The organism is Streptomyces sp. NPDC092952, from assembly GCF_044754785.1.
In the GTDB taxonomy this organism is placed as follows: domain Bacteria; phylum Actinomycetota; class Actinomycetes; order Streptomycetales; family Streptomycetaceae; genus Streptomyces.
The window spans coordinates 77,738-94,785 of the sequence record NZ_JBIVPT010000012.1 but is presented as its reverse complement, the minus strand read 5'-3'; the positions used below and the strand labels follow the sequence as shown (position 1 = coordinate 94,785).

Sequence of the window (17,048 nt, the reverse complement as noted above, 5' to 3'; positions counted from 1 at the left end):
AGGGATGGGTTCTCGGTTCCGGGTGCGGTGGCGCCGGTCAGTCGGCGGCGAGCTGTTCGCGGACGCACTGCGCGTACTGGCTGAGGGTGTCGGGCTGGTAGCACGCCTGGGTGTGGTTCGCGTACCAGGCCAGAAGGACGGCGACCAGCCCGGACACCGCGATCGCGAGGGCGGAGGTCACCAGGGCGGTGAGGGCCCGGCCCCGGCCGGTTCCGGTCCGTCGTGCCGTCATCAGCGCGGCGATGCCCAGGATCAGGCCGAACACGGCGAGGGGGCCTCCGACGAGCACGACGGAGGTGAGGAGGCCGACGATGCCGAGTGCCATGGCGGCCGTGGCCAGGCCGTTCCGCGCGGGGCCCGGTCCGGTGCCGGCGGGTGCGGTCCGGGCTCCCGCGAGAGGTGCCCGCTGCGGTGCCGTGCGGTTCGGCGGTGTCTCGATTCCCTGGGCGTTCATCGGCCCGTCCTTTCGTCCTGTCGGTCGGCGAGGTCCCGATTCTGGATCTCGGGGCGTGCGGAGACATCACGGAAAGGCGGGAGAATCCGCTCCCCCGATCGGGGGAGGGTGTGGCCGGGTCGTCCGGCCATACTGACCAGGTCATGTTCAGAGGAATCCGGCCGCTGCTGCGCGGCTCCACGTATACGGGTGCGCTCTTCGCCTACTGCGGCGCGCTGGCGAGCCTTCCGCTGCTGCCCCTCGCGGCGTTGCCCGCGCTGGCGTGGCCGTCCGCCCCGACAGGCGTGCGGCTCGCCCTGACGGTGCTGGTCTGGTCCGTGCTGATCGGCCTGATCGGGCTGGCCCGGACCACGCGGCGGGTGTTGATCGCCTGTGCCCGGCGGATGCTGGGGGTGCCGCTGCCCGATCCCGTGCGGCGGGGCGCGGACGCTCCCGCCGAGGGGCCGGATTCCGCCACGGGGGCGGGGGCCGACCACTGGCGGACGCCCCTGTGGCTGCTGTCGCAGGTGGCGCTGGGGTGGACGGGGGCGCAGTCGGGCGTCCTGCTGCTCGCCGCCGGACTGCTCCTCCCGGGCGGCTGGGCCGGTGCCGAGGCGGGGCTGAGTGTGCGCGGCTGGTCGCTGCGGCCGGAGAGCGGCTGGCAGAGCTGGGCCGCGGCGGGGTGCTGCCTGCTGTTCGCGGCGTTGTCGTGTCTGGCGGTGACCGGCGCGCTGCGGTGGCTGGCCCCCCGACTGCTGGGTCCGTCGTCGGCCGAGCGGCTCGCGCGGGCCGCCGAGCGGGAGCGCTCGCTGGCCGAACGCAACCGGCTGGCCCACGAGTTGCACGATTCGATCGGGCACACGCTGACGGCCACCACGATCCAGGCGGCGGTGGCGGGCGAGGTGCTCGGCGCCGACCCGGCGGCGGCACGGGCGGCCCTGCGCGGCATCGAGGAGTCGGCCCGGACCGCGCTCGAGGACCTCGACTACGTGCTGGGCATGCTGCGCGAGGAGCGGGTGGGCGCGGCGCCGACCCGTACCCTGGCCGATCTGCCCGGGTTGTTCGACGGGGTACGGCAGGCGGGCGCCGTGGTGGAGCCGGAGCTGTCGGGCGACTTCACGCGGGTGCGGGGGACGCTCTCGCGGGCCGCGTACCGGATCGTGCAGGAGGGGCTGACGAACGCGCTGCGGCACGGCGCGGGCGGTCCGATCCGGGTCACGGTGACGGCCACGCCCGAGCTGGTGAGTCTCGGGGTGGTCAACCGGTGTGCTCCGGGGGCGCGCCCGGTCCCGGACGCCTTCCCGACCTCCGGGCACGGCCTGCCGGGGCTCGCCGAACGCGTACGGCTGCTGCACGGCGAGTTCGAGGCCGGCCGGGAGGGACCGGAGCACTGGCGGCTCGGGGTCCGGCTGCCGCTACGCCTGCCCTCATGATCGGCTCACCCTCGGGCGCGGCGGGCCCCGACACGGGCCGGGCTCCCGTGGCCGACACCCCCGTCACCCTCCTGATCGCGGACGACGACGCGGTGACACGCAGCGGCCTGGGCACCTTGCTCGGCATGCAGCCGGGGATCACGGTGGTCGGCGAGGCGGCCGACGGCGTCGAGGCGGTCGAGCGGGCGCGGCGGCTGCGGCCGGACGTGGTCCTGATGGACGTACGGATGCCGAGGCTCGACGGCATCGGAGCCACCCGGCAGCTGCTCGCCGGGCCGGACACGCCGCCGAAGGTCGTGGTGATCACCACCTTCGAGAACGACGGCTACGTCACCGCCGCGCTCGGCGCCGGGGCCTGCGGCTTCGTCCTCAAGCGGCTCCCGGTGCCCCGGATCGCGGAGGCGGTGCGGGTGGTCGCGGCGGGCGAGGCGATCCTCTTTCCGGCGGCCCTGCGCCGGATGGTCACCGCCCGCCCGTTGGACTCCGCCGAGGCGCTGCCCCGGGCGGCGCTCACGGTCCGGGAGGAGGAGGTGCTCCGTCTGATGGCCACCGGTCTGTCCAATCCGGAGATCGCCCGGTCCTGCGGGGTGAGCGCGGAGACGGTGAAGACGCATGTCGGGAACGTGCTGACCAAGCTCGGAGCGCAGAACCGGACCCACGCGGTGGTGATCGCGTACGAGACGGGTCTGGTCGTGCCCGGGGTCGCGGGCTGACACCGGCCCGGCCCGCCCGCCCCTCGGGAGAAAGCGTGGATGGACGACGCGGCTGGAATACAGGGGCGCTTGACGACCGCGGCACGGGCGGCGGAGGCCTCGGGGGCGGACGAGGACCTGCACGCCTACTGGGCCCTGGTCGAGGAGGTGGTGGAGGGGGCGAGCGGGGAGACCGTGTCGCACTGCGCGTCGGAGCTGCTGGGATCGGCCGGTGTCCTGGAGCGGGAGGTGGGCTGCGATCTGGCCGGAAAGGCGGCCGAGGCGCACGAGTCCCTGCGCGGCGGGGCGGCGGCCGCCCTGGTGGCGCTGGCCGGGGTGGAGACGGATCGCCGTGTGCTGTCGTCCCTCGTCCACGCCCTGGGCCGGACGCGGGACCCGCGCGCCGTTCCCGTGCTGGTGGGGCTGTCCGGACACGGGGACGCCGGTCTGCGGCGCGACGTCGCCTCGGAGTTCGCCTCCGTCAGCAGCGGTCTGCCCGACGGGCCCGATGTCCGGGCGCTGATCCGGCTCACCGGGGACCAGGACCCCGAGGTCCGCGAATGGGCGGCCTTCACACTGGGGTTCCAGCTGGAGCAGGACACCACGGCCATCAGGGACGCGCTCTGGACGTGCACCACCGACGCGTACGGCGCGGTCCGGGAGGAGGGGGCGCGGGGGCTGGCCCGACGGCACGACCCGCGGGCCGTCCCGCTGATCGCGCACCTGCTGGACTCCGACGACGGGTCGAGTCTCTTCCTCGTCGACGCGGCGGCCGTCCTGGGCGTCCCCGAACTCCTGCCCGCGCTGGCCGCCCACCGGCCCGATCCGGCCGGGGCCGAATGGGCCGCCGCGGCCTGCGACCCGGTGCGGCGGGCCCGGATGGAGGCCGACGCCTGGGCGGTCGTCGTGGAGCTGGAGCGGCTGCGCCCGGATCTCGGCGCGGCGCTCGGCTCACCGCGCTACGAGTCGGTGCACGCGCTGAAGGTGAGTCACCTGGAGTCGGCCGGCGAGGAGTACGACGCGGCCGCGCTGCTCGCCCGCGCCGGCGGGGACCCGGCACGGGCGGCCGCGCTGGTGGTGGCCGACCTCTCCGACCTCGCCGGTCCCGCCGCGGGCGGGGCGCGGACCGGCGGCCGTCCGGAGTCCCCGGCGTAGCCGGCGCGGCGGTGGCCGTCGCCGGACCGCCGCCCGGCGGGGCGGTCTCGGCACGGTGCGGCCGGCCCGGGAAAATGGGGCGGAAGCAACCGGAGCGACCACCGACACCAAGGAGCAGGCATGCCGCACGAGCGAGCCGGACAACCGGCCCGGCCCGAGGATCTCATCGATGTGGCCCGGCTGGTGACGGCGTACTACACGCTGCACCCGGACCCGGCCGAGCCGGACCAGCGGGTGGCGTTCGGCACCTCCGGCCACCGCGGTTCGGCCACGGCCACCGCGTTCAACGAGGACCACATCGCCGCCACCAGCCAGGCGATCTGCGAGTACCGGGCGCTCCAGGGCATCGACGGGCCGCTCTTCCTCGGCGCCGACACCCACGCGCTGTCGGAACCCGCCCGGGTGACCGCCGTCGAGGTCTTCGCCGCCAACGACGTGACCGTGCTGCTCGATCCGGCCGACGGCTACACCCCGACCCCGGCGGTCTCGCACGCGATCCTCGGCCACAACCGGGGCCGCACGGAGCGGTTCGCCGACGGGGTGGTGGTGACGCCCTCCCACAACCCGCCGGGCGACGGCGGGTTCAAGTACAACCCGCCGAACGGCGGCCCCGCCGGGTCCGACGCCACCGGCTGGATCCAGCAGCGGGCCAACGAGATCATCGCCGCCGGGTCGAAGGAGGTGCGGAGGCTGCCGTACGTCCGCGCGCGTGCGGCGTCGACCACCGGGACGTACGACTTCCTCGGCGGCTACGTGGCCGATCTTCCGTCGGTGCTCGACCTGGACGCGGTGCGGGCGGCCGGGGTGCGGATCGGCGCCGATCCACTGGGCGGGGCGTCGGTCGCGTACTGGGGCCGGATCGCCGAGCAGCACCGGCTCGACCTCACGGTGGTCAACCCGCTGACCGACCCCACCTGGCGGTTCATGACGCTGGACTGGGACGGGAAGATCCGGATGGACTGCTCCTCGCCGTACGCGATGGCCTCGCTGATCGAGCAGCGCGACCGGTTCCGGATCGCGACGGGCAACGACGCCGACGCGGACCGGCACGGCATCGTGACGCCGGACGGCGGGCTGATGAACCCGAACCACTACCTGGCCGTCGCCATCGACTACCTGTACCGGCACCGGGAGCGCTGGCCGGAGTCGACGGGGGTCGGCAAGACGCTGGTCTCGTCGGGGATGATCGACCGGGTCGCCGCCGGTCTCGGCCGCCGGCTGGTCGAGGTCCCGGTCGGTTTCAAGTGGTTCGTGGACGGGCTGGCCGACGGTTCGCTCGGGTTCGGCGGCGAGGAGTCCGCCGGGGCGTCGTTCCTGCGCAAGGACGGCTCGGTGTGGACGACCGACAAGGACGGCATCCTGCTGGCGCTGCTCGCCTCGGAGATCCTCGCGGTGACGGGCTCGTCCCCGTCGGAGCGGTACGCGGAGCTCACCGCCCGGTTCGGCGAGCCGGCGTACGCCCGGATCGACGCCCCGGCGGACCGGGAGCAGAAGGCGGTCCTCGCGCGCCTCTCGCCCGAGCAGGTCACCGCGGACACCCTGGCCGGTGAGCCGGTCACGGCGGTGCTGACCGAGGCGCCCGGCAACGGGGCGCCGATCGGAGGCATCAAGGTGACCACGGAGAACGCCTGGTTCGCGGCCCGCCCCTCGGGCACCGAGGACGTCTACAAGATCTACGCGGAGTCCTTCCTCGGCGCCGGGCACCTCGCCCGGGTCCAGGAGGAGGCGAAGGCGGTGGTCGCCGCGGCGCTGGGCTCCTGAGCCCGGGGCGACGGCCGGTTTCGGTGGTCCGGAACCGGCCGTTGCACCCGGCCGGGAACAGTGCTTGGCTGGACACCACAAGATATGAATGGGGGTTCAGAGCATGGCCTACCGCGCCACCGCCCGTACCGAGGCGACCCGGCTCGCCCACCGCGAACGGCTCCTCGACGCGGCACGGCAGCTGCTCGCCGAGGGCGGGTATCCGGCGGCCAGTGTCTCCGCGCTCGCCCGGCGGGCCGGTGTCGCGACCGGCAGCGTGTACAACCACTTCGCCTCCAAGCAGGAGTTGCTGGCCGCGGTCTTCCGCCATGTCGCGAGTCATGAACTCGAAGCGGTACGGGAGGCGGTGCGGGCCCGCGACGGCGCCCGGGAGCAGTTGCGGGCGCTGGTCGAGGTCTTCTCGTACCGCGCGCTGAGCAGTCCGCGTACCGCCTGGGCGCTGCTGGCCGAGCCGGTCGACCCGCTCGTCGAGGAGGAGCGGCTCGGCTACCGGCGCGGCTATCACGCGCTTGCCGGGACCATCATCGCCACCGGGATCCGAACGGGCGAACTCCCGCCGCAGGACGTCGAGTTGTCGGCCGCCGCGGTGATCGGCGCGGTCGGCGAGGCGTTGCTCGGCCCGCTCTCCCCGGTCGGGGAGGGGGCCGGGGCAAGGGCGGAGCCGGTCGTGGCGGCCCTCACCGCGCTGTGCCTCAGGGCGGTCGGCGCCCGGCCCGCCTGAACGACCGGCCCCGTACGCCCCCACCGACGCAACAGGACAGGAGCACCGCCATGACCGTCACCGAGCACCGGACCGGCCCGCACTCCGGGGCCCCCGCACCGCACCCCACCCACGAGGTCACCAACCAGGCACCGCCCCGCAGGGATCTCGACGAGTACGGCACCAACGCGCCGCTCACCGAGGCCATCCGGACCTTCGGCGCCGCCTGGCACGAGCCTCGCCTGCACACGATCGGCACCCTGGTCGGCTCCGGGGACTTCCAGGACGCCACGGAGCTGGCCCACACCTCGCCGCCCGTCCTGCACACCCACGACCGGTACGGCAACCGGATCGACGAGATCGCGTTCCACCCCGCGTACCACGAGATCATCGGCGCGGCCGTGGCGCACGGCACGCACACCTCGGGCTGGGCCGACCCGAAGCCCGGGGCGGCGGTGGCACGGGCGGCGTCCTTCATGCTCTTCGCGCAGATCGAGCCCGGCCACGCCTGCCCGATGTCCATGTCGCACGCCGTGGTCCCGGTCCTCCAGCGCGACCCGGACGTGGGGCGCGAGTGGCTGCCGGGCCTGCTGAGCCGTTCCTACGACCCCCGTACGATCGCCCCGGCCGAGAAGACCGGGCTGATCTTCGGCATGGGGATGACGGAGAAGCAGGGCGGTTCCGACGTACGCGCCAACACCACCCGGGCCGTCCCGGTGGCCTCCGACCCCGAGGGCCGGGCCCATCTGCTGACCGGCCACAAGTGGTTCTTCTCCGCCCCGCAGTCGGACGCCTTCCTGGTGCTGGCCCAGGCGGAGGCCGGGCTGACCTGCTTCCTGGTGCCGCGCGTGCTGCCCGACGGCACCCGCAACACCATCCGCGTCCAGCGGCTGAAGAACAAGCTCGGCAACAAGTCGAACGCCTCCTCGGAGGTGGAGTTCGACGGCACCTGGGCGGTGCGGACCGGTGAGCCGGGCCGGGGCGTGGCGACCATCATCGAGATGGTCAACCACACCCGGCTGGACTGCGTGCTCGGTACCACCGCGGGCATGCGGCAGTCGGTCTCGGAGGCGATCTGGCACGCCCGGCACCGCAGCGCCTTCGGCGCCCGGCTCGCCGACCAGCCGGCCATGGCGGCGGTCCTGGCCGATCTGGCGCTGGAGACGGAGGCGGCGACCTGGACCTCGCTGCGGCTGGCGCACGCGTACGAGAGCGGCGCCGGGGAGTCCGAGGAGCTGTTCCGGCGGCTGGCCACCGCCGTGTCCAAGTACTGGATCTGCAAGCGCGGCCCGCACCACGCCTACGAGGCGCTGGAGTGCCTGGGCGGCAACGGCTACACCGAGGACTGGCCGCTGGCCCGGCGCTACCGCGAGCAGCCGGTGATGGCGGTGTGGGAGGGGTCGGGCAACGTCATCGCGCTCGACGTGCTGCGCGGCATCGGGCGGACCCCGCAGGCGCTGGACGCGTTCTGGGCCGAGCTGGAGACCACGGCCGGTGCCAGTTCCGTGCTGGACGCGCACGTCGGCCGGGTGCGGCGGGAGCTCGCCGAGAACCTGAGGGACCCGGTCGCGGCGCAGTTGCGGGCGCGTGCCTCGGTGGAGGGCATGGCGCTGGCCCTCCAGGCCTCGCTGATGCTCCGCCACGCGCCCTCGGCGTCGGCCGAGGCGTTCGTCGCCGCCCGCCTGGGCGAGGACCGCGGCCACCAGTACGGTGTCCTGCCGCGCGGGACCGGCACCGCCGCGATCGTGGAGCGGCACTTCGGCGCGGAGGGCTGAGCCGCCGCCGACGGGCCCGGGGCGGTGTTCCCGGGCCCGGGCTCAGGCCGTGGCGTCGGGCCAGGCGTACGGCGGGGGCACCGGGCCGGTCGGGGGGTCGCCGCCCACGGTCTCCAGCTCCTTGTCGGCGGCTCTCATCAGCTGGGCGGCGACGTCCTTCATGGCCCGGCCGGCCGCGAGGTCGTCGCCGATGGCGGGCACGTCCACGTCCTGCGGGTTGCAGTGGGCCACCCCGCGCCCGGTGACCTTCCCGGCACCGGTGTCCAGGACCGCCTCCGCCCGGGTCGTGCCGTCGTCCTCGGTCAGGCCGAGACGGAGCCGCCACTCCTGCGTGCGGGTCATCGCACACCTCCTGCGACCGCGCCCGGTCGCGTCGCGCCGCCTCGACGCGGTCCTGTCCCCAGGATCCACCCGGCCGGGCGGGTCCGCGCGTTCCCGCTCGCCCTGCGGGGACGGCACCGCCGAAATAGGATGCGGGATGACGATGTCCACCGAGGGCGGGCGCCGACCGGCCCCGGAGTGCGCCGCACGGACGGGCGCGGTGCGGAGCGGCCCATGAACCGGCGTCGGCCTCCCCGTTCGGCGAGCTCCGACGAGCTGCTCACCACCCTGCAGCAGCTGACCTCCCGGGCCCGCCGCGAGGTGGAGCTGCACCGGGCGCGGCTGGAGCTGGCCGAGGTCCTCCAGCGCGACATGCTCCCCGCCACGCTGCCCGCCCGCCCCGGGCTCCAGACCGCCGCCCGGTACACACCGGCGCGCAGCGGTCTCGACATCGGCGGCGACTGGTACGACGGGTTCGTGCTGCCGGACGGGGCACTGGCCTTCGCCATCGGGGACGTCCAGGGCCACGACGTCGAGGCCGCCGCCTTCATGGGCCAGGTGCGGATCGCGATGCGGGCGATCTCCGCGACGGCCACGGACCCCGGCGAGGTGGTGGCCCGGACCAACGACCTGCTGGTCTCGGCGGGCTCTGGGCTCTTCGCCACCTGTACGTTCGTCCGGCTCGACCCGGAGTCGCGGGAGCTGTACAGCGCGCGGGCCGGCCATGTCGCCGCGGTGTGGGCCACCACCGACGGCCGGTCCGGTGTGACCAGCGACGAGGGCGGGCTGCCGCTCGGCATCCGGGCGGGCGAGCGGTATCCGGTCACCCGGCGGCGGCTGACCGATCCGGGCGCGTTCGTGCTGGTCACGGACGGGGTGGTGGAAGGTCCCTCGTTCCCGATCGACCAGGGCCTCGAAGCGGTGACCCGGCTGGTGCGGGCGGGGGCCGGCTCCGGCGCCGGGGAGCTGGCCGACACGGTGCTGCGGGCGGCCGGGCAGACCGGGCACCGGGACGACGCCGCCGTGCTCGTGGTGCGCCACGGCGCCGCGCCCGGCACGGGCCGCCGGGCGGCCGTGTCCCGCGCGGCCTGACCGCCCCGGCGCCCCCAGGCGTGTCACACAGCCTCCGCCCGTCCGGGCCGGTGTCTGATGTGACGCGTGATCCGCAGCGAGAGAACCGGGCGGACGGCCGCGGCCGTCCTGCGTGTCCTGGCGGTCGCCGCCGCCTACTACGCGGCCGGCGGGCTCGGCCTCATCGAGCAGGTCTCCGTCCACGGGGCGGTCGTCACCCCGCTCTGGCCGCCGACCGGTATCGCGCTGGGCGCCCTGGTCCTCCTGGGGCCGGGGGTCTGGCCGGGTGTCGCGCTCGGCTCGCTGCTCGTCGTCGCCACGCTCAGCGGGTCGGTCACCCCGTCCACCTTCGTCGTCGTGGCGGGCAACACCGCGGCCCCGCTCTGCTCGTACCTGATGCTGCGCAGGGCCGGATTCCGCAGCGAGCTGGACCGGCTGCGCGACGGGGTCGTGCTGGTCTTCCTCGGCGCGCTGGCCGGGATGACGGTGAGCGCGACCGTGGGCGCGGGCATGCTGCTGGTCGACGGCAAGCTGCCGCAGAGCGGATTCTGGCCGGTCTGGGCGGCCTGGTGGTCGGGGGACGCGATGGGGGTGCTCGTGGTCACCCCGCTGCTGCTCGTGCTGCGCAGGGCCCGGCTGCCGCGGGCCGGTGACCGGTGGGGCGAGGCGAGTGCGCTGGCGGTCGTCTCCGTGGTGGTCTCGCTGGTGGCCACCCGCAGCTCGCTGTCCATGATCTACCTGGTGTTCCCGCTGATCGTCTGGGCCGCGCTCCGCTTCCAGCTGGCGGGCAGCGCGCCCTGCGCCCTGCTGGTGTCGGCGCTGGCCGCGGCCGCCGGTACGGAGGGGGCGGGCCCGTTCGAGGGGCTGGCGATCGTCCATGTGATGGTCAGCCTCGCGGTGTTCAACGGCTGCGTGGCCCTGACCGCGCTGCTCCTCGCGGCGGTGGTGACCGAGCAGAGCAACGTCCGCCACCGCATCGAACGCGCCTGCGAGGAACTGGCCGAAGTGGTCGATCAGCTGGCGCCCGGACGGACCGCGGCGGCCTGGCCGTCCCGGTCCGAGGACGGGCTCGACCGCCGCTGAGCCGCGCGTCCCGTCACCGCCGTTCCGGACGCACCTGCTCCCCCGCGGCCGGAGCGTTCCGCTCCAGGCGGGCCCCCAGGGTGGCGGCGAAGTCCTCGGCGCGGGCCAGCTGGACGCGCAGCTTCTCCACCTGCTCGGTGGCGGTCTGCCGGTAGGTCCGCACGCGCTCCAGCAGCGCCTCGCGCTCGCCGTCGTCGAGGGCGTCGCCGCCGTCCAGGCGGTCGGTGGCGTCCAGCAGGTCGCGCATCTGCTCCAGCGTGAAGCCCAGGGGCTTCATCCGGCGGATCACCATGAGCCGGGCGACGTCCGTCTCGGTGTAGAGACGGAAGCCGCCCTGGGACCGGGCGGAGGGAATGACCAGGCCGGTCTCCTCGTAGTGCCGGATGGTGCGCAGGGACAGCTCCGTCCGCGCGGCAACCTCGCCGATCTGCATGTGCCTGTCGTCCACGCCGTCTCCCTGGTCCTCCCCGTCGCGGCGGGCCGCGTCCCGCACGGCCCCACCGATCTCTACCCTAACGTTAGGGTAGAGTTGCTGAAGGCAAGGGCGGTCCGACCGCCCGGCCACTGCCGTTCCGGGGCCGATGGCGCCCCCGGCGAAGTTCCGATTCTTGCAGGAGAGAGCGTGCTCGAGCCCATGACGCCGATCGCCGCCGCCTGCCCGCCGTGACCCTTCGCCCCCGGACGTAGTCCGCCGGCCCGGGCACCGCCCCGGGCCCCCGGCTCGCGCCTGCCAACGACTCACCGGCCCGCCCCGGGCCGCCCACGGGATGCCGGCCGGCCTCCCGCGCCCCCTCCCCGCACGCCCCGGCCCGTCCCCGGTGTGCCCGAGCACGACAGGTACGCATCCCCTTGTCTTCTGCTGCTGCGACCCCCGGCACATGGCTGCGCGGCCTCAAGCCCGACTGGCTGAACGACCCCGGGGTGTGGCGCACCGAGGTCCTGGCCGGTCTGGTCGTCGGCCTCGCGCTGATCCCCGAGGCGATATCGTTCTCGATCATCGCCGGGGTCGACCCGGCGATCGGCCTGTTCGCCTCCTTCACCATGGCCGTGGTCATCTCGGTCGTCGGCGGACGCCGGGGGATGATCTCCGCCGCCACCGGCGCCGTCGCCCTCGTGATCGCTCCCCTGAACCGGGAGCACGGCCTGGGCCACCTCTTCGCCGCCGTCATCCTCGCAGGCGTCTTCCAGGTGGTCCTGGGCGCGCTCGGGGTGGCGAAGCTGATGCGGTTCGTGCCGCGCAGCGTGATGGTCGGCTTCGTCAACGCCCTCGCGATCCTGATCTTCATGGCGCAGGTGCCCGAGATGCACGACGTGCCCTGGGCGGTGTACCCGCTGGTCATCGGCGGCCTGGCCCTGATGGTGTTCTTCCCGAAGGTCACCAGGGTGGTCCCCGCCCCGCTCGTCTCGATCGTCGTCCTGACCGTCATCACGGTCGGGGCCGGGATCGCGGTGCCGACCGTGGGCGACAAGGGCGCGCTGCCGTCCTCGCTGCCCGTACCGGGGCTGCCGGACGTGCCGTTCACCCTCGACACCCTGACGACGATCGCCCCGTACGCGTTCGCGATGGCACTGGTCGGCCTGATGGAATCGCTGATGACGGCGAAGCTCGTCGACGACATCACCGACACCCGCTCCTCCAAAACCCGCGAGTCGATCGGCCAGGGCGTCGCCAACATCGTCACCGGATTCTTCGGCGGCATGGGCGGCTGCGCCATGATCGGCCAGACGATGATCAACGTGAAGGTCTCCGGTGCCCGTACCCGCGTCTCGACCTTCCTGGCCGGCGTCTTCCTGATGGTGCTGTGCGTCGCCTTCGGCCCCGTCGTCTCCGACATTCCCATGGCCGCCCTCGTCGCCGTCATGGTCATGGTGGCCTTCGCGACGTTCGACTGGCACTCCGTCGCCCCCAGGACGCTGAAGCGGATGCCCGCCGGCGAGACCGCCGTCATGGCCATCACCGTGACCGTGGTGGTCGCCACCGGCAACCTCGCCATCGGCGTCGTCGTCGGCTCCCTCACCTCCATGGCCGTCTTCGCCAGGCGCGTCGCCCACCTCGCCGGGATCACCGCCGTCACCGACCCCGACGGCCGCACGGCGGTCTACCGGGTCACCGGGGAACTGTTCTTCGCCTCCTCCAACGACCTCGTCGGCCGGTTCGACTACGCCGGCGACCCGGAGAAGGTCGTCATCGACCTGTCGGCCGCCCACGTCTGGGACGCCTCCTCCGTGGCCACCCTGGACGCGATCGAGGCCAAGTACGCCCAGCGCGGCAAGACCGTGGAGATCACCGGCCTGAACGACCCGAGCGCAGACCTCCACGCCAGGCTCACCGGCGGCCACTGACCCCCGCGCCGCCCCCGGCCGGTCCGGCGCACCACCGCACCGAAGCTTTCCGGCCAACGGCCGTCACCGTACGGCTGTTCGCTCGTTTGTTGGCCGGGGAAGGTCTCCCGGCGGCACCCCCGGGCGGACCAACCTGGGTGGGCGCCCCGAGCGGCCGACCGGTACGGATGTCCACACACCTCCGCATTCGGGCGTACTTCAAATGCCGCACTCGGCCACAGACCGATCGATCCGGCACGGAACGGGACGAGAACCGAGCCAGTACGCATGTCTGAACTTCACGAGAACTCCAGCGAAAAGCCACACGTGTGGATATCGTGCAGCGAGCGCGGGCGCGTCCGTCGGACCATGAGATCGACGGATGCGCCCTGTTCACGACGTTGCGACGGCGACTGGGGGGTTCATGGGGTACGCCGAGCTACCCGATGCGGACAGGTCGACCCGGCCGGGACCCGCCTGGGTGCTTCGTTCGGATCAGCCCGGCGTGATCCGGACAAGAGCCCCCGGGGTGCGGCGCCCGCACCCGCTGCCGGACCTGCCCCGGGGCACCGGCCCCGACCCCCGGCGGCGGACACCGGCCGGGCCCCGTCGCAGGACCGGCCCGGCCCCCCAGGGGGCGTCGGCGCCCGAGCACATACCCGGCATGCCGACGGTCCTCCTCGGCGCCGAGCTCTTCGGACTGGGGATACCCGCGTGGCTGGTGCTGCGCGCCGCGGGGCTGCCGTCCGCGCCGCTCGCCGTCTCCGCGGCCTCGGCGGCGCTGCTCTGGTCCGGGCTGCGGGCGTTACGCGGCCGGTACGCCGACCGCCCGCCGGACGGGGCCGCGGGTGTCCTGGCCTCGGCCGGTGACTGGCTGCTGCTCATGGGCCTGCTCGCCGTACTGCGCGGACTGACCGGCGATCCGGTCGATCCCGGGACGGCGGTCCTGGCCGTACTGCCCGCCCTGCCCGCCTCCGTCGCGGCGCAGTCCCTGCGGCGGCTGCCCCGGCCCGGACACCGGCACGGCCCGGTGCGGCGGGTGCTGGTGGTCGGCGAAGCGCCGGGGGTGGACCGGGCGGTCCGGGTGCTCGCGTCCCGGACCGACCATCCGTACCGGATCGTGGCCGCGGTGCCGGTGGGGGGCGCGCCGTTGGAGTGCGGGGTGCCGGTGCCGGGCCGCCTCGCCCCGCGGCCCGCCGACGACGACGTGTCGACCGTGCTGGGCGGGGCCTTCGCCCAGGACGCGGACCTGGCCCTGGTGGTCCCCGGCCCCCAGCTCTCCGAGGAGCGGCTGACCCGGCTCTCGTGGGGGCTGCACGACGGCGGGCTCCCGTTGTCCGTCCTGCCGGGGCTCTCCGGCCTCGCGCCCGCCCGCGTCCGGCCCGCCGAGGCGGCCGGGCTCACCCTGCTGCACATCGCGCCGCCGCTGCGCCGGGGTCCGCAGCCGGTCGTGAAGGCGGTGGTGGACCGTCTGGGCGCCGCCCTCGGCCTGCTGGCCCTGGCTCCGTTGCTGGTGCTGATCGGGGCGGCGGTCCGGCTCGGCTCCACCGGTCCGGTCTTCCACCGCCAGATCCGCCAGGGCCGGAACAACCGGCCCTTCACCATGTGGAAGTTCCGCACCATGGTCCTCGACGCCGAGAGCCGCAAGCCGTGCCTGGCCGCCGAGAACGAGACCGACGGTCCGATGTTCAAGATGCGCCGCGACCCCCGGGTCACCGCCGTCGGCCGCCTGCTGCGCCGCACCTCGCTCGACGAGCTGCCCCAGCTGCTCAACGTGGTCCGCGGCGAGATGTCGCTGGTCGGCCCCCGGCCCCCGCTGCCGGACGAGGTGTCCCGCTACGACGAGCGCGAGCTGCGCCGCCTCGCGGTGCGGCCGGGGCTGACCGGCCTCTGGCAGGTCAGCGGCCGCTCCGACCTGTCCTGGCAGGAGACGGTCTCCCTCGATCTCTGGTACGTCGACAACTGGTCGGTGGCCACGGACATGGGGCTCATGGCCCGCACGCTGCGCGCCGTCGCCGACGGCCGCGGGGCGTACTGAGGGCGGCGGCGGACGATGCGAGGAGCCCACGCGCCCCGGGACGGCGCGCCCGGACACTCACCCCTTGTCGGCGTCCTGTTCCAGCCACCACGCGTAGGTCCCGGCGATCCCGTCGCGCAGCGCGATCCGCGGCGCGAAGCCGAGGGAGGTCAGGCGGGAGACGTCGAGCAGCTTGCGCGGGGTGCCGTCCGGCTTGTCCGCGTCCCAGCCGACCCTCCCCTGAAATCCAGTCACATCCTGGACGAGAGCGGCGAGTTCGCGGATGGTCAGGTCGCTTCCGCAGCCGATGTTGACCGGTTCATCGCCGTCGTACCGCTCCAGCAGCAGCAGGCAGGCGGCGGCCAGGTCGTCGACGTGCAGGAACTCCCGGCGCGGGCTCCCCGACCCCCAGAGCACGACCTCCGGCGCGCCGCCGAGGCGGGCCTCGTGGAACCGGCGGATCAGTGCGGGCAGTACGTGCGAGGTCGCCAGGTCGAAGGTGTCGCCGGGCCCGTAGAGATTGGTGGGCATGGCGCTGATGTAGGAGGCGCCGTACTGCCTGCGGTAGGAGCGGATCTGCGTGATCCCGGCGATCTTGGCGATCGCGTACGGCTCGTTCGTCGGTTCCAACGCGCCGGTGAGCAGCGCGCTTTCGGGGATCGGCTGCGGGGCGAGCCGGGGGTAGATGCACGAGGAGCCGAGGAAGAGGAGCCGCTCGGTCCCGGCCGCGTGCGCCCCGGCGATCACGCTCAGCTGGATGCGCAGGTTGTCCTCGATGAACTGCACGGGGTACGTGCTGTTGGCCATGATCCCGCCGACCCGGGCGGCGGCCAGCACCACGGCGTCCGGCCGGACGGCCCGGAGGAACTCCCCGGTCCGTTCGCCGTCGCGCAGATCCAGCCGGTCCCGGTCCCGGGTGAGCACTTCATACCCCTCGGCGGTCAGGCGGCGGACCACCGCCGAGCCGACCAGGCCGCGGTGCCCGGCGACGAAGACGCGCGCACCGGATCGCAGCAGCGGACGGGCGGATTCCCGGGGGCGGCCGGGGAGATCGGTCGTCATGCGCCGGATTCTGCCAGCCGGCGCGGTCGGTGATGACGTCTTGCCGGGGATCGCCCGATTCGGCTATCTCGGCGGAAAGCATTCGGTGCGGAGACAACGGTCATCGAGGTGACCGGAGAAGGGGGAATGGTGGCGAAGACCGCGCTCATCACCGGCGTGACCGGCCAGGACGGCTCGTACCTGGCCGAGCTGCTGCTCGACAAGGGGTACACGGTCCATGGGCTGATCAGACGCTCGTCGAGCTTCAACACCGAGCGGATAGACCACATCTACCAGGGGCCCGAGGAGGAGAACCGCTCGTTCCTGCTGCACCACGCCGACCTCGCCGACGGGGTCGCGCTGGTCAATCTGCTGCGCGACATCCGGCCGGACGAGGTCTACAACCTGGGCGCGCAGTCGCACGTCCGCGTCTCGTTCGACGCCCCGCTGTACACGGGGGACGTGACCGGGCTCGGTACCGTGCGGCTGCTGGAGGCGGTCCGGGCCAGCGGGATCGACACCCGGGTCTACCAGGCGTCGTCGTCCGAGATGTTCGGCGCCAACCCGCCGCCGCAGAACGAGCGGACCCCGTTCCATCCGCGCAGCCCGTACAGCGTCGCGAAGGTCTACTCGTACTGGTCCACCGTCAACTACCGCGAGGCGTACGGGATGTTCGCGGTCAACGGGATCCTCTTCAACCACGAGTCCCCGCGCCGCGGCGAGACCTTCGTGACCCGGAAGATCACCCGGGGGGTGGCCAGGATCAAGGCGGGCCTGCAGACCCATCTCCACCTGGGCAATCTCGACGCGGTCCGCGACTGGGGGTACGCCCCCGAGTACGTCGAGGCGATGTGGCGGATGCTCCAGCGCGACACCCCGGACGACTACGTGGTCGCCACCGGCGAGGGCGTCAGCGTCCGGCGGTTCCTGGAGTACGCCTTCGCGCACGCGGGGCTCGACTGGCGCGAGCACGTCCGCCACGACGCCAAGTACGAACGTCCCAGTGAAGTGGACGCCCTGATCGGGGACGCCGCCAAGGCCGAGGAACTGCTCGGCTGGAAACCGGTGGTGCGGTCCCGGGAGCTCGCCAGGATCATGGTCGAGGCGGACGTCCGGCAGTTGTCCGACCAGCTCGCCGGAGCGTCCGTGCGGGTGGACCGATGAGACCTCGCGGCCCTGGCGCCGCTGTGCGCCCCTTACCGACGGCGGCCGCCCGGTCGCCGCTCGCCCTCACCATCGGAGCC

At 74.0% G+C, this 17,048-nt stretch carries 15 protein-coding genes; 11 read left to right on the top strand and 4 right to left on the bottom strand.

Annotated elements, in window-relative coordinates; all coding sequences use genetic code 11:
- Nucleotides 1-37: 37 nt before the first annotated feature.
- A complete protein-coding gene (locus tag ACIQGQ_RS25830; RefSeq protein WP_402399423.1) occupies nucleotides 38-454 on the bottom strand; it encodes a DUF4190 domain-containing protein in 417 nt (138 codons plus the stop codon).
- Nucleotides 455-597: 143 nt separating this feature from the next.
- On the opposite strand from ACIQGQ_RS25830, the gene ACIQGQ_RS25825 reads away from it, so the two are divergent.
- From ACIQGQ_RS25825 to ACIQGQ_RS25800, 6 genes are all read left to right on the top strand, one after another.
- Complete coding sequence (locus tag ACIQGQ_RS25825; protein WP_402399420.1) at nucleotides 598-1,866, top strand: sensor histidine kinase; 1,269 nt, start codon at nucleotides 598-600, stop codon at nucleotides 1,864-1,866.
- On the top strand, nucleotides 1,863-2,579 hold the full coding sequence (locus ACIQGQ_RS25820) for a response regulator (protein ID WP_402399418.1): 717 nt from the start codon (nucleotides 1,863-1,865) through the stop codon (nucleotides 2,577-2,579). The genes ACIQGQ_RS25825 and ACIQGQ_RS25820 overlap by 4 nt, the downstream gene beginning before the upstream one ends.
- A gap of 69 nt (nucleotides 2,580-2,648) precedes the next feature.
- Nucleotides 2,649-3,713, top strand: coding sequence for a HEAT repeat domain-containing protein (locus tag ACIQGQ_RS25815; protein ID WP_402399415.1), 1,065 nt, complete (start codon nucleotides 2,649-2,651; stop codon nucleotides 3,711-3,713).
- A gap of 120 nt (nucleotides 3,714-3,833) precedes the next feature.
- Entirely contained in the window at nucleotides 3,834-5,474 is a 1,641-nt protein-coding gene (gene pgm / locus ACIQGQ_RS25810; RefSeq protein ID WP_402399412.1) for a phosphoglucomutase (alpha-D-glucose-1,6-bisphosphate-dependent), read from the top strand.
- An 88-nt stretch (nucleotides 5,475-5,562) separates the two neighbouring features.
- Nucleotides 5,563-6,195: a TetR/AcrR family transcriptional regulator gene (locus ACIQGQ_RS25805; protein WP_402399410.1), complete on the top strand. Its 633-nt coding sequence runs from the start codon at nucleotides 5,563-5,565 to the stop codon at nucleotides 6,193-6,195.
- Between the two features lie 50 nt (nucleotides 6,196-6,245).
- Nucleotides 6,246-7,949 (top strand): acyl-CoA dehydrogenase family protein, encoded by a 1,704-nt coding sequence (locus ACIQGQ_RS25800; RefSeq protein ID WP_402399407.1) that lies wholly within the window; start codon nucleotides 6,246-6,248, stop codon nucleotides 7,947-7,949.
- A 42-nt stretch (nucleotides 7,950-7,991) separates the two neighbouring features.
- Here ACIQGQ_RS25800 and ACIQGQ_RS25795 read toward each other — a convergent pair whose 3' ends face one another.
- A complete protein-coding gene (locus tag ACIQGQ_RS25795) occupies nucleotides 7,992-8,291 on the bottom strand; it encodes a dsRBD fold-containing protein (protein WP_402399404.1) in 300 nt (99 codons plus the stop codon).
- 213 nt (nucleotides 8,292-8,504) lie between these two features.
- On the opposite strand from ACIQGQ_RS25795, the gene ACIQGQ_RS25790 reads away from it, so the two are divergent.
- Both ACIQGQ_RS25790 and ACIQGQ_RS25785 read left to right on the top strand, forming a co-directional pair.
- Nucleotides 8,505-9,362, top strand: a complete 858-nt coding sequence (locus tag ACIQGQ_RS25790) for a PP2C family protein-serine/threonine phosphatase (protein ID WP_402399401.1) — start codon at nucleotides 8,505-8,507, stop codon at nucleotides 9,360-9,362.
- A 66-nt stretch (nucleotides 9,363-9,428) separates the two neighbouring features.
- The gene (locus tag ACIQGQ_RS25785) at nucleotides 9,429-10,424 is read left to right on the top strand and encodes an MASE1 domain-containing protein (protein WP_402399397.1); all 996 of its coding nucleotides are present in this window, start codon (nucleotides 9,429-9,431) and stop codon (nucleotides 10,422-10,424) included.
- Between the two features lie 13 nt (nucleotides 10,425-10,437).
- Here ACIQGQ_RS25785 and ACIQGQ_RS25780 read toward each other — a convergent pair whose 3' ends face one another.
- The gene (locus ACIQGQ_RS25780; RefSeq protein WP_402399394.1) at nucleotides 10,438-10,872 is read right to left on the bottom strand and encodes a MerR family transcriptional regulator; all 435 of its coding nucleotides are present in this window, start codon (nucleotides 10,870-10,872) and stop codon (nucleotides 10,438-10,440) included.
- A 401-nt stretch (nucleotides 10,873-11,273) separates the two neighbouring features.
- Between ACIQGQ_RS25780 and ACIQGQ_RS25775 the strand changes: the two genes are divergently transcribed.
- Nucleotides 11,274-12,767: a SulP family inorganic anion transporter gene (locus ACIQGQ_RS25775; RefSeq protein WP_402399391.1), complete on the top strand. Its 1,494-nt coding sequence runs from the start codon at nucleotides 11,274-11,276 to the stop codon at nucleotides 12,765-12,767.
- A gap of 643 nt (nucleotides 12,768-13,410) precedes the next feature.
- Nucleotides 13,411-14,784, top strand: a complete 1,374-nt coding sequence (locus ACIQGQ_RS25770) for an exopolysaccharide biosynthesis polyprenyl glycosylphosphotransferase (RefSeq protein ID WP_402399388.1) — start codon at nucleotides 13,411-13,413, stop codon at nucleotides 14,782-14,784.
- Nucleotides 14,785-14,841: 57 nt separating this feature from the next.
- On the opposite strand, the gene ACIQGQ_RS25765 is transcribed toward ACIQGQ_RS25770, so the two are convergent.
- Complete coding sequence (locus tag ACIQGQ_RS25765) at nucleotides 14,842-15,825, bottom strand: GDP-L-fucose synthase family protein (protein ID WP_402399385.1); 984 nt, start codon at nucleotides 15,823-15,825, stop codon at nucleotides 14,842-14,844.
- A gap of 129 nt (nucleotides 15,826-15,954) precedes the next feature.
- On the opposite strand from ACIQGQ_RS25765, the gene gmd reads away from it, so the two are divergent.
- Entirely contained in the window at nucleotides 15,955-16,968 is a 1,014-nt protein-coding gene (gene gmd / locus ACIQGQ_RS25760; protein WP_402399705.1) for a GDP-mannose 4,6-dehydratase, read from the top strand.
- Nucleotides 16,969-17,048: the final 80 nt, after the last annotated feature.